Origin of the sequence: Crocosphaera sp. (assembly GCF_030064895.1) — a bacterium.
In the GTDB taxonomy this organism is placed as follows: domain Bacteria; phylum Cyanobacteriota; class Cyanobacteriia; order Cyanobacteriales; family Microcystaceae; genus Crocosphaera.
The window spans coordinates 1-11,680 of the sequence record NZ_JASJEB010000029.1 but is presented as its reverse complement, the minus strand read 5'-3'; the positions used below and the strand labels follow the sequence as shown (position 1 = coordinate 11,680).

General features: G+C 34.4%; 10 protein-coding genes. 2 read left to right on the top strand and 8 right to left on the bottom strand.

The window, feature by feature from the left end; genetic code table 11:
* Positions 1-19: 19 nt before the first annotated feature.
* Positions 20-2,266: an N-acetylneuraminate synthase family protein gene (locus QNJ66_RS09770; RefSeq protein ID WP_300505793.1), complete on the bottom strand. Its 2,247-nt coding sequence runs from the start codon at positions 2,264-2,266 to the stop codon at positions 20-22.
* A gap of 118 nt (positions 2,267-2,384) precedes the next feature.
* Complete coding sequence (locus tag QNJ66_RS09765) at positions 2,385-3,842, bottom strand: isochorismate synthase (RefSeq protein ID WP_300505919.1); 1,458 nt, start codon at positions 3,840-3,842, stop codon at positions 2,385-2,387.
* 128 nt (positions 3,843-3,970) lie between these two features.
* Here QNJ66_RS09765 and menA point away from each other — a divergent pair, with 128 nt between their 5' ends.
* Positions 3,971-4,879 carry a 2-carboxy-1,4-naphthoquinone phytyltransferase gene (menA, locus tag QNJ66_RS09760; protein WP_300505791.1) on the top strand — a complete coding sequence of 303 codons (909 nt, stop codon included), beginning with the start codon at positions 3,971-3,973 and terminating at the stop codon, positions 4,877-4,879.
* Positions 4,880-5,028: 149 nt separating this feature from the next.
* On the opposite strand, the gene QNJ66_RS09755 is transcribed toward menA, so the two are convergent.
* From QNJ66_RS09755 to QNJ66_RS09740, 4 genes are all read right to left on the bottom strand, one after another.
* Positions 5,029-5,937: a DUF4344 domain-containing metallopeptidase gene (locus tag QNJ66_RS09755; RefSeq protein WP_300505788.1), complete on the bottom strand. Its 909-nt coding sequence runs from the start codon at positions 5,935-5,937 to the stop codon at positions 5,029-5,031.
* A gap of 45 nt (positions 5,938-5,982) precedes the next feature.
* The gene (locus tag QNJ66_RS09750; RefSeq protein ID WP_300505784.1) at positions 5,983-6,861 is read right to left on the bottom strand and encodes a serine protease; all 879 of its coding nucleotides are present in this window, start codon (positions 6,859-6,861) and stop codon (positions 5,983-5,985) included.
* A 75-nt stretch (positions 6,862-6,936) separates the two neighbouring features.
* Positions 6,937-7,602: a COP23 domain-containing protein gene (locus QNJ66_RS09745; RefSeq protein WP_300505781.1), complete on the bottom strand. Its 666-nt coding sequence runs from the start codon at positions 7,600-7,602 to the stop codon at positions 6,937-6,939.
* A gap of 290 nt (positions 7,603-7,892) precedes the next feature.
* Complete coding sequence (locus tag QNJ66_RS09740) at positions 7,893-8,930, bottom strand: M48 family metallopeptidase (RefSeq protein WP_300505779.1); 1,038 nt, start codon at positions 8,928-8,930, stop codon at positions 7,893-7,895.
* Between the two features lie 666 nt (positions 8,931-9,596).
* On the opposite strand from QNJ66_RS09740, the gene QNJ66_RS09735 reads away from it, so the two are divergent.
* Positions 9,597-10,241, top strand: coding sequence for a Uma2 family endonuclease (locus QNJ66_RS09735; RefSeq protein ID WP_300505776.1), 645 nt, complete (start codon positions 9,597-9,599; stop codon positions 10,239-10,241).
* Here QNJ66_RS09735 and gshB read toward each other — a convergent pair.
* Both gshB and grxC read right to left on the bottom strand, forming a co-directional pair.
* Positions 10,236-11,210, bottom strand: coding sequence for a glutathione synthase (gene gshB / locus QNJ66_RS09730; RefSeq protein WP_300505774.1), 975 nt, complete (start codon positions 11,208-11,210; stop codon positions 10,236-10,238). The two genes, QNJ66_RS09735 and gshB, sit on opposite strands and share 6 nt — an antisense overlap.
* Positions 11,210-11,479, bottom strand: a complete 270-nt coding sequence (grxC, locus tag QNJ66_RS09725; protein WP_300505772.1) for a glutaredoxin 3 — start codon at positions 11,477-11,479, stop codon at positions 11,210-11,212. Before grxC ends, gshB begins: the two co-directional genes overlap by 1 nt.
* Positions 11,480-11,680 lie beyond the last annotated feature (201 nt).

Below are 11,680 nucleotides of genomic sequence, written 5' to 3'. Positions count from 1 at the left end.
CCCACCTTAAGATAATGTACTAAAAAAAGGTTTCTAATCGTTCTAATGCTATCCAAAACCCTTCTCCTTCGTTCTTATGTCCTTGCCAAATTTCAGGAATAAAAGAAGCATTTGGTGCAGTTTTCTTGAGGTCTTCTGCTAAGGCCGGAAAGTCAACATCTCCGTCTTCTATTTGTAATCCTTCACCGTCTAATCCTTGTGCATCTGCTATGTGTAAATGTGCTGTATAAGGACCTACTTGTTCGATGAATTCTTTAAAGGATAAATGATGATGATTACAAGCTAATTTTGAGTGAGATGTATCTAAACAAACTCGATAATTATGCTGAGAACAAAACTCAGCAATATCTTGAGGATCGACAAATAGATTATGATATCTTTGCCCTCCAAAATGCCAGGGAAAGGGTGGCATAGTTTGGGGTATAATTTCAACGCCTTCTTGGTCTAGTTTTGATAAACTATCTAATAGTAAATCATAATATTTTTGCCGTTGGGTAATGGGTAATGGTTCATCTAAGGTAAACCCTCCAATATTAGTTACAATTAAAGGGAGCGAGGCTTTTTTAAAGTAAGGTTTTAGTTGCAGTGTGATATCAATAACTCTTTGTAATTCTTGGATGGAATGCTGACGATATTCCTCGTCTAACGAACATAAATCTAAAACATGATCTCCTGCAAATAATTCGGGACTATGTACTACATAATCGAGATCATAAGGGTTAGCAAAATATTGCTCAATATCCTGTTCTAAATCTTTATAACTGAGATGAAACTCTAATAAATTTGGGTTAGATTTTATAAATAGTTTAGTAAAATCATGATAACGAACCGGTAAACCCCAAGGGCGACCAAATTGATATTTTTTGGCGGTTATTTGGACTTCTTCTAAGTCACTAGCGAAGAAAAAATCACCCACTTTAAAAGGTCGTTTAGCAGTCTTACCAATTAATTCTTTTTTACGATTAGGTTGTAAACCTTTTCCTGGACTTTTAACCTCGATCATTGCTTCGGTTATCACTTGTCCTGGTTCTAAATCGCAGTTAATAATTAAACTCTTGGCCAGGGTTTCTCTATTCATTAATTCCCCTTGACTTAGCTGCCTCTCTGATGAGGTTCCCAGGGCTTCTTCTACTTGTCTTATCCCCTCAACCATATCCTTAAATTCCTGGGGTAAGAGGCTTACTTTATGGTCGTTCCCTTCCATTGATTTGTCTAAAGTAAAGTGTTTTTCTATTACTTTTGCACCCTGAGAAACGGCTGCGATCGCAACATTAATCCCTCTTTCATGACCAGAATATCCTACAGGACAATCCCCTAATTCTTTTAAGCGGCTAATATAGTTTAAGTTGACATCTTTAAAAGGGGCAGGATAGGTTGAGTTACAATGTAATAAGACATACATTGCCCCAAGTTTTTGTAATAATTGAGAAGATTCACTAATTTCTGCTTCAGTGGACATTCCTGTAGAACAAATTAAGGGTTTTCCTGTCTTTGCTAAGGCTTTTAATAATTCGTGATTAGTCAAGTCAGCAGAGGCAACTTTATAACCAACCATGCCATAATTTTCGAGTATATTTAAACTATTTAAGTCCCAAGGAGTACATAATGGTAAAATACCTTTCTGTTTACAATAATCAAAAGCTTCTAACATTTCTTCGTCAGAAAGTTGGAAACGGGACAATAAATCTAAGGTATATTGTGACCCTAAATCTTCACTAGCATCGTCAGCATTGCCGGCATTATGATAAAGTGATTTTAAGCTTCTAAGTTGAAATTTAGCACAATTTGCACCAGCAGCGATCGCCTCATCAATTAACTTTTTAGCTAAGTCTAAACTACCGTTATGATTGTTACCAATTTCTGCAATAATAAAAGTAGGAGACTCGTTATTAATAATGAAGTCACCGATCTTAATTTCATCGGGACGTTTACGGGCAATGGCAACTAAGCGATCGTTATCATCTAAAAGGGGAATAAATTCAATTTGTTCAGAAAAATAACTATTAATTTTTTCGGGATCTTCTTCAAAAGAAGCATATTTAAACTGCTTATTACTAACCTGAAAAACTGCTTGATTAAGATCGATGGTATTTTGTTCGACTAACCATCGTCGCAAGTCACCATCTGTTAATACACCTTCTAAAACTCCTGATTCGGTGACAGAGAAGATGATGCGACTTTTATTATCACTAATCTTTTTTAAAGCGTTAAGAATACTATCTTCAGAGAAGACGATATATTTAGAGAGATTTCTATCGATCAACATAGGTTATAGAGGGTTATATTGTGATGTTAGTATTAAGCCTAATATAACATTGAGTTTAAAATTTTGATAACTTCTTTCAAATTTAAACCCCATCTTTAACCACGGGATATATAATATTTTAGCAATAAGATAAAGCTTTGAGTAATCCTTGGAATTTTAACTGAATTTCTGCTAACTCTTTTTCGGGTTCGGAGCCTTCCACAATTCCCGCTCCTGCATATAGTCTAGCATGATTTCCCGAGATTAAAGCAGAACGAATCCCGACAATAAACTCACTATTCCCATTATAATCGATCCAACCCAAAGGGGCAGCATAAAACCCTCTTTCAAAACTTTCGTAGCGTTTAATTTCTTGACAAGTGATGTCTGTGGGAAAACCGGAAACAGCAGGGGTGGGATGTAATTTAGCCACCACTTCCAAGGGATGAATATTAGGACTTAATTTCGTATAAATGGGAGTCCAAAGGTGTTGTATATTAGATAATTTTAAAACTTTTAATGGTGAAATTTGTGGGCTTAATCCTAAATTAATTAAACGTTGTACAATAAATTCAATAACGACCTGATGCTCTCGTCTTTCTTTACTACTTTTCAAGAGTTTTTGAGCTAAATAATAATCTTCTTTTTTGGTGTTTCCTCTAGCAGTAGAACCAGCTAAAGCATCGGTTAATAGTTGATTATTTTTTAAGCTTATTAAACGTTCAGGACTCGCACCAACGAAGCAATTATTTTTACCATTATTAATAGCAAAAATATAACAATCGGGATGATAGACTCTTAATCTTTTTAAACAATCAATAATCGAGAACTTTTGAGAACTGCTTAAATCTAAAGCATTAGCTAATACTAATTTCTGAAAATGCTTAGCTTTAATTGATTCTAAAACCGAGGCAACCGATGATTGAAAACCCTGAGCAATTTCATCATTAGTCGTCAAATTAATATGTTTTTTGAGGGGTTTATCAATATTCTGATAATCTTTAATTTGGGTGATTGACTTTAGATTAACTATTGTTTGATTCGCTAATATTTTTATATCAGTTTGAGAATTTATTAAAAGATTGAAGATTAATAAATGTTTTCTTTTTTGCTTTATAATTTCCAGTTTTGGTAAAAAAGCAAAAGCCGAGGGGAAGGGAAATTCTATTATATTTGTTTCAGGAAAAAAGGTAAATCCACAAAAAATATGAGGAAACGAATTAGATAAATTATCTTGATTAATTGTAGTTATTTTTTGAAAACAATCTTTGACAAATTGTTGTGATTGTGTAAATCTATTATTAATATTTGATTGAGAAGACTCAGTTACACCATAGCCTAAAATTGCTTCAGTTTTGCTTTGATTTTCCCAATAAAAATAAATTTCATCTTGAGAGAAATTATTTATTTTTTCAGAAGTTAAAAATGCTAAAATAGATAAGGGATCAACATCAGGAATTATCTGGCATAAACTGACAATAATTGATTTATTTTCTCCATATAAAGTTGCTTGATGGGATAAAAGTAATTTTTCAAGATAATTTTGATCATACCTGATATTCGTAGTCTCAGGAATGATTGGTGTAGCAACAGACATCGTAAAGTTATTTATAATTTGTTTCACTTTAGCCCGATATTGATGGTATGTCTTTAATATTGTCCATACCTTTGATTGCACCTCTTTTGAGGATCATATCATAGAGATTATTCCTATATAGATATTTTATGACCACAACCTCAAGTTTGCCCCCATCAAAAGGAAAATTGTGGCTTGCTGCCATCAAACCCCCCATGTATAGCGTTGCTATTATACCAATTACTGTAGGAACTGCAACGGCCTTTGCACAAACTACAATATTTGACCCCAAAATTTTTGGTACTTTCCTAACCTCAGCTATTTTGATTATTGCTTGGTTAAATATTAGCAATGATGTCTTTGATGCTGATACAGGAATTGATAAAAATAAAGCCCATTCTATTGTTAACTTAACAGGAAATAAGCCCTTAATGTTTTGGTTAGCCAATGGGTTTTTAAGCTTAGGAATTTTAGGTATTCTTTTAATCGCTTGGTGGCAACAAGATATAACAGTTTTAGCTATTATACTACTTTGTTGTCTTTTAGGCTACAGTTATCAAGGGCCTCCTTTTCGTTTAGGTTATCAAGGGTTAGGGGAAATTATTTGTTTTTTCACCTTTGGGCCAATGGCAATCGCTGCTGCTTATTATTCTCAAACGCAGGATTTTTCTTGGTCAATTTTAGCCACTGGAACCCTGATCGGAATTAGTACCTCTATTATCCTCTTTTGTTCTCATTTTCATCAAGTTAAAGATGATTTAGCAGCAGGAAAACGGTCTCCTATTGTTCGTTTAGGAACGAAACTAGGATCTCAAGTGTTAATGGTAACAACTATTTTATTCTTTGTTTTGATCCCTATATTTTCTTTATCGGGTATCTTTTCTTTCTGGACGTTTCTCACATTTTTGAGTGTTCCTCTTGCTTATCAATTAGTCAGTCATGTTAACAAAAATCATGACCAACCTGATCGAGTTAGTAATTGTAAATTTATTGCAGTTAGACTTCACTTTGTTAGTGGAATTTTATTAGCTTTAGGATTAATTATCCCACAACTCTAATAAGATTCATTTCTGATTTATAAATAAGGTGGGTATTTTTCCCATCTTATACCAACTTCAAAAAGTAGGTGTTAACGGCCGTTAACCCCTAAAATATAAAGTGATAAGTTTCTTAGAAGAGGGATATATAACGTTCATTAGTTCTCTTCCTACCATATATCCTCAGGATCTTTGCGAGATACACCTGGGGTAGAAGTATTCGGGGAACTGCCACTCGTTTGTGAATCATTAACCGTAGCATAATGGGGTAGTAATAACCTATTCCATTGGTCTGTTTTCTGAAGAAAGGCATTTCGACATAGGCGAGCTCTACGAAGTATTGTTTCATCTTTAGGTCTAACTCCATTATTCAAAACAATTAATCTTCTCTCAAATATTTCCGCATATCTTTCTGGATTACTACCAAATACAAAACAAGTTAAATGAAATAATCTTCTATCCCCTGGACTATGTTCTCCCCAAGCAGGAGATGTACTAAAGGCAAAATAATCAGATGCAGATAAAATTATATCTGCCGCTTTATTAGGAGAATATTTCCTATACATCATTACAGAGGCAAATTCGTCAACAGTGTCTTCTTCTTGCCCCACCGCATTTAAAGGTAAAATGTCAATCAAACCATGACCCAACTCATGGTAAAAGACAAAAATGGAGAAGTTAATTGTGTTTTTTAATGATTCATCATCCGAGTAACCCAATTCCTTAAAACGGTTAAATGACTTGGTGATGAATTCATAACAAAGACCGATCTCTTTACGTGCACTAGACCAATAAGCACCTTGATTACAATTTCCGAGAAAGACATTAATATTTTCTCTTATAACTAAACCTGAACTGTTTAAGTAGCTAATAATATTTTGTATGTTCTGGATAACGTCTTTTATTTTAGGATCGGAGGAAGGCTGAGACTTAAGAATCAATTTACCTACTTTATTACTTTTTTCTTGTTGCTTAGTTTGCTCCTTTATGTTTTGGGCATTGGCAACCCAAGTTATTGGTAATAAAGAAAGTTGTGGAGTTATTATTGACAAAAGAGTTAAAATGAGTATTTTAAACATATCTATTTTTTCATAAAAGGTTGATTAGAATTTCAATTTTTAGAATTAATTAAATTCACTAATATTCGTATTTTTTTCACTTATAAATTCAGGAGCAAAATTTAAAAATGTTTGGATAGGAATTGCCCAACTAGATTTGCTCATTTCTTCTTTTTTCTCAACAGAAGCAACAGTACCATCTTCAAAAATATAGGGATTGCCCCAAAGAGGATACTTATGTCTGCCGTTAAGACCAATTACTTGCATTTCTTCGTTGAGTAAAGCACCTCCACTCATCCCTTTTTCTACATCATTGCTATAACCAATGCGATATCCCCCCCGAAAAGATAAATCGCTAATCATATCGACTTTCCCTGTGGTAAAAACAAAACCATCATCAACTGATGAATCAGCTTCATAGGGAAAACCCACCGCATAAACTTTTTCTCCAATCTCAGGGATTTTTATCGATGATAATGAAGCTATTTTATAATCTTCCTCACTCACAAACTGTAAAACCCCCAAATCATACCTGCCAAAATTTAATTTAACTACTTCAGCTGGATAAACTTTACCGTTAGGAGTTTTTATTTTGTAGGATTGATTTTGTCTGCCAAAAATTAAAACATGGTCATTGGTGACCACTTGATAAACATTATTTTCTCTTTTAATTAAAACTCCTGAACCTGAATTATCACCAGAAAAAACTTTAACTGTTATGCTTCTAGCATAGGCTTTAATTTTCTCGTCTTGAGAATTTTTATTAATGGTTTGTTCTTGCTGAGGAAAATTACCTGAGTCCGATGGAAGACTGTCTTCAGGTATAGTAGTTTCTTCACAGTCAATATTCAATTCGTTACTAAACACAGGCAAAAGCCATTGAGTAACAGCACCTGCCATAAAACAACTCAAACCAAATATCAAGGTTGTGGAAAGTTTTTTCATAAAAATTAAACTGTTAGTTTTGCATTTAATCAAATAGGGGGAGTGTATTTGCTCCCGAAATAATTTAATTAATGACTACCATACCGTACCACTATCAGAAGTAGGAGGTTTAGGAGGACTTGTTGTACTAGGAGGAATAGTTAATTGTTCAGTTGAACTATTATTATTACTGTTGTTTTCAGAACTATTACCTAATCTTAGAGGAACTCCTGGTGCTGACTGAATATGACCAGTTAAATTTAGAGCAACTGAACCATTGCTAGTTGTGACTAAATTACTTCTTTTTATTTTTTGCCCGTTGCCACCACCAAGTTGGTTTGATGGACCACCTGCACCATCTCTTGTATTATCTATTTCTGCTAATGTTTGAGCTGGATTTTGATTTGGTTTTAAAGTTAATAATATATTTGAACCAGAGGGGTCACAACTTTCTCCTGCACAAATCACATTATAGTTTCTAACTCGCCCTGCTACTAGGACTTGAGGTTGAAACTGATTCAGACGTTGAGCAACCTCTTGACATCTTTGAACAGGGGTATAGGGAGGCTCAAAATACTTACTAGTCCATCGAAAAATTTGAACAGTTTTTCCTTTTGCTTGTGCATAGGTTACGGGAGTACCTTCAGAATCGACAGCACATTCAAATTGCACAGATTGAGCTTGAGTAGGATTTATTAATACTAATGATGAAGTAACAAATGTGGTAGCAATAATAATCAGATTTTGTGTTTGTTTCTGCATTTTTTTTTGATTATATTAGTTGACAGTGTTCAAGTATTGTTGATTATTTGATTTAACTTAGGCCCAAACCAAAAATAATTTCTCCGTATTTTTAAGATTGAATTTATAGTTAAGTGGTTGGACAAATTTAAAGTCATCTGTGAAAAAAGGTAACAGGCAACAGGTAACAGGCAACAGGTAAAGGTTATAGCCTTTTTAACATAAGTTAATACAGTACTGCTTACTTATGTCCAACTACTTATTAGATAAATCAACTTACAAATTTGGTATCTTATTTTTTTCTAGTGTCTTTAGCAACCAACAATCCTACACAAATCATCTTCGGTTGTCCCAGTAATGGGAAATACTTTTAATCCAGAATAACTAAGATTGTCGGGTAACTGTTCAGTAAACACCTCATAATTTAAAAGAGAATTATTCTTTTGATTGAGAAGTTTTTCTCCTTCCGTTTTGAGAGTTTGAGGGGGATATTGAGCTTTTAACTCTTGAATCTTTTCTATTCGTTTTTCTGGTGTAGGATGAGTCTTACTAGGTGTTTGAGCACCTGGCATTCTTCCTAACACTTTCAATACATTAATGCAGCCATCGGATTCAAATCCCGCCTTAACACTATAGAGATAACCTTTTTTGTCAGCTTCAAACTCATGTTGGTGGCTTATCTCTATTACTCTTTTTTTGAATCTTTCTTCTGCTTCTGCATCAATTCTCCTCTTGATTTCTTCTATTTCTGCTTGACTTGTTTGAGCAGTACCCCCAAATATTGCTGCTCCTATTTGTATTAGCTGACCTGCAGTCCCTCCGACTTCTCCACCAATAGCAGTTCCTGTTCCTGCTGCCAATTGTGCTAACTTATTTTGAATTTCAGCATCTTGTTCGGCAATTAATTTTTCTTGTTCTGCCTTTTTTAATTCGTTTAGTGCTGCTTCGTTTTGTAGTGCTGGTCCGTAACCGAGATGTTGTTCCACATGGTGTCCCATTTCATGACCAATTACACAGGCAAGGGCTGAAGAATCTCCTTCTATGTGTTTTAACAAACCTTTGTTAAAAGTGAGAACATTAATATCAGAAGCATAAGCATTTACTTCATTACTGGGAGAAATTACAATTCGCCAAGGTTTATCATCTAAACTGTTAGCTCGAGCAATTCTATCTACAATTACGTAAACAGCAAAATAATCATCAGGCAATTCAGCTTTGGGTTTTTCATATAATTGATTAGGACTATTTTGTTTTGCTGAACTTGGGTTGGCAAAGCTAGGTGCTTGATTGATAATTAAAGTGAGGGATACTAATCCTGTGAATATTTGTGCTGATAATTTTTTGATCATTGTTTTTATAACATAAACAAACATCAACTTTAAAAAAATATAGAAGAAAAAGAGATATTACTTAAAATCTTCTATAAGGTTAAAGAAGAAAAGATTATTTACCCACTAAGTGTAAGAAAAAAATCCTTAAAAGTCAATGATTTTAAAAATTAGCTTGAATAGAATAATCAAGGGAAAACAAAAAAATGAAAGCATGGGTGAATAAAAAAACTGAAATATCTTTATTTTGGAGATAAATGGTTAAATACGAGACTTGGAAAAATCGTCTCAGAATTATCCGAATATCCCTATGAAACCTCACCACAAGCGATGGAGAAACCATTTTTGATACTTCAAAACAGGAATTTATGGGATATAAAAAGGGAGCATCCCATTTTTGTAGTTAGGAAGTTCAAGAGAAAATAGTTTAGTTACCAGAATTAAACATAGGAATAGGTAAAGATTTATGAATCTGTCAAGGGATTGAAAGAGAATGGTTATACTGATATGATTCCCAAGAAAAAAGATATGAAATCCCGAAGAAAAAATCAAAAATTTAGACAAAAAACTAGAAGTAGAACGTAAATAAAAGGAAAAATTATCTGAATTATTGGAACAGTATCAGGCAAAATTTGGTACAATAAAATAAGTTGAAATTTTTAACAGCAGCAGCTCATTTTTTAAGCGATGGTAACAATAAAAACCAAAATCATAAATGATGCTTGGATTAATTTAACTTGGGATGAATTTTCACAATTATGGGATGATTCAACCTACGAAAAAGCCAAGTTTTATTATTACAATCAACAAGCAAGAATTGAAATGTCACCATTAGGAAACGATCATGCAAGTGATCACGCTATCATTACCCATGCTATCTATTTATATGCGAGTTTATGCAATATTCCTTTAAATGCAAAAGATTGTTGCAGTTACCGTAAAATAGGAGTCAAAGAAGCACAACCCGACTTGTCTTTTTATGTAGGAAATAATGTGGATGTTATTCCCTATGGGACTGGTGTTATTGACTTAAATATCTATCCATCTCCTAATTTAGTCATCGAAGTTGCTAATACTTCTCTTGCGGATGATAAAGGAGAAAAACGTCTTTTATACGAAGATTTTGGGGTAGAAGAATACTGGATAGTTGATGTTAAAAACGTGAATATTATTGCTTTTAAAATAGAAGATAAAGGAAGTAAAAGAATTACCCAGTCTCAAGTTTTACCTGATTTAGATATTAATATTTTAGTAGAAGCTTTGCACAAAAGTAGACAAAGCAACCACTCAGAAGTTAGTCGCTGGTTATTACAAAAATTTCAGAATTTATGAACCTTTTAATCTAACTTTAGTTAACCATTGAATTACCTCTTGACCTAAATTTTTGCCATCCAGAAGATCAATTTCTCTTATTCCTGTAGGACTGGTAACATTAACCTCTGTTAAATAACCACCAATAACATCAATACCCACAAAATATAAGCCATTTTCACTCAATTGTGGGCCAACAACTTCACAAATATTCTCTTCTCTAGGGGTCAATTCTGCTTTTTCAACCCGTCCTCCAACAGCCATATTACCACGAAATTCTTGACCAGTAGGAACTCTATTAACTGCCCCAATAGGTTTCCCATCTAAGAGAATAATTCGTTTATCTCCGTTTTTTGCTTCCGGTAAAAATCGTTGAATCATCACCGGTTCTTGACCTTGATGAGTACTCACTTCAATAATAGAATTAAAATTGTGATCGTTAGGTTCTAAAAATAAAATTCCTTCCCCTGCTTTCCCTCCCAAAGGTTTAAGAACTGCCTGTTTTTTCTCCTCAACAAACTTACGAATAATATTCTTATCTTGACTAACAACAGTTTCCGGCATCACCGAGTAGAATTGTAACGTATACATCTTCTCGTTAGCTTCTCGTAGTCCTTGAGGAGAATTAATAACCAGGGTTTTTTCTGGATTAATTAACTCTAAAATATAAGTAGCATACAGATAACGAATAGTAACCGGCGGGTCTTTTCTCATAAATACAGCGTCCATATCTTCTAGACACCTTAATTCCGGAGAAGATAACTCATACCATTCAGGAACACTAAGCCATTTTCCCTCTTTTAAAGTAACAGGAATCAACTGAACTTGAGAGAGAATAGCCCAAGCTTTCCCTTCAATTACACTGAGTTGATGAAGTTCTGTGATCCAAACTTCATGGCCCAAAACCTGTGCTGCTTCCATCATGGCCACAGTGCTATCGTGGCCAGGATCAAGTTTAGAGATGGGATCGATAATAAAAGCTAGTTTCATTACGCTACTGACTGCTCCAATAAGCCATCAAGTTCCCCCGATAATTCTAGGTCATATAATTCATTACAACCCCCAACATGGCGATCGTTGATGAAAATTTCCGGTAAACTGCGTTTTCCGTTGGCCCGTTCAGCCATTTTATCCCTAGCGTCTTCATCCCCATCGATACAATATTCAATATAATCTACGCCTTTTTTGTCTAATAAAGCTTTCGCTCGAATGCAAAAGGGACAGGTACTCCAAGTGTAAATTTCAACGTTAGCTGCCATCGGTATCTCAAATGTTAATTGTTATTTCGATTGTACTATTTTCTGACAGCAGTTTTCAGTTGCATAGATTAAACATTAAAATTTCAACACTCCCCAGTCTCCCAGTCTCCCAGTCTCCCAGTCTCCCAGTCTCCCAGTCTCCCAGTCTCCCAGTCTCCCAGTCTCCCAGTCTCCCAGTCTCCCAGTCTCCCAGTCTCCCAG

What these genes read in the sequence shown, in the direction of transcription:
- QNJ66_RS09770 (WP_300505793.1), bottom strand. Translation starts at nt 2,266, where the DNA reads ATGTTGATCGATAGAAATCTCTCTAAATATATCGTCTTCTCTGAAGAT.
- QNJ66_RS09765 (WP_300505919.1), bottom strand. Translation starts at nt 3,842, where the DNA reads ATGTCTGTTGCTACACCAATCATTCCTGAGACTACGAATATCAGGTAT.
- menA (WP_300505791.1), top strand. Translation starts at nt 3,971, where the DNA reads ATGACCACAACCTCAAGTTTGCCCCCATCAAAAGGAAAATTGTGGCTT.
- QNJ66_RS09755 (WP_300505788.1), bottom strand. Translation starts at nt 5,937, where the DNA reads ATGTTTAAAATACTCATTTTAACTCTTTTGTCAATAATAACTCCACAA.
- QNJ66_RS09750 (WP_300505784.1), bottom strand. Translation starts at nt 6,861, where the DNA reads ATGAAAAAACTTTCCACAACCTTGATATTTGGTTTGAGTTGTTTTATG.
- QNJ66_RS09745 (WP_300505781.1), bottom strand. Translation starts at nt 7,602, where the DNA reads ATGCAGAAACAAACACAAAATCTGATTATTATTGCTACCACATTTGTT.
- QNJ66_RS09740 (WP_300505779.1), bottom strand. Translation starts at nt 8,930, where the DNA reads ATGATCAAAAAATTATCAGCACAAATATTCACAGGATTAGTATCCCTC.
- QNJ66_RS09735 (WP_300505776.1), top strand. Translation starts at nt 9,597, where the DNA reads ATGGTAACAATAAAAACCAAAATCATAAATGATGCTTGGATTAATTTA.
- gshB (WP_300505774.1), bottom strand. Translation starts at nt 11,210, where the DNA reads ATGAAACTAGCTTTTATTATCGATCCCATCTCTAAACTTGATCCTGGC.
- grxC (WP_300505772.1), bottom strand. Translation starts at nt 11,479, where the DNA reads ATGGCAGCTAACGTTGAAATTTACACTTGGAGTACCTGTCCCTTTTGC.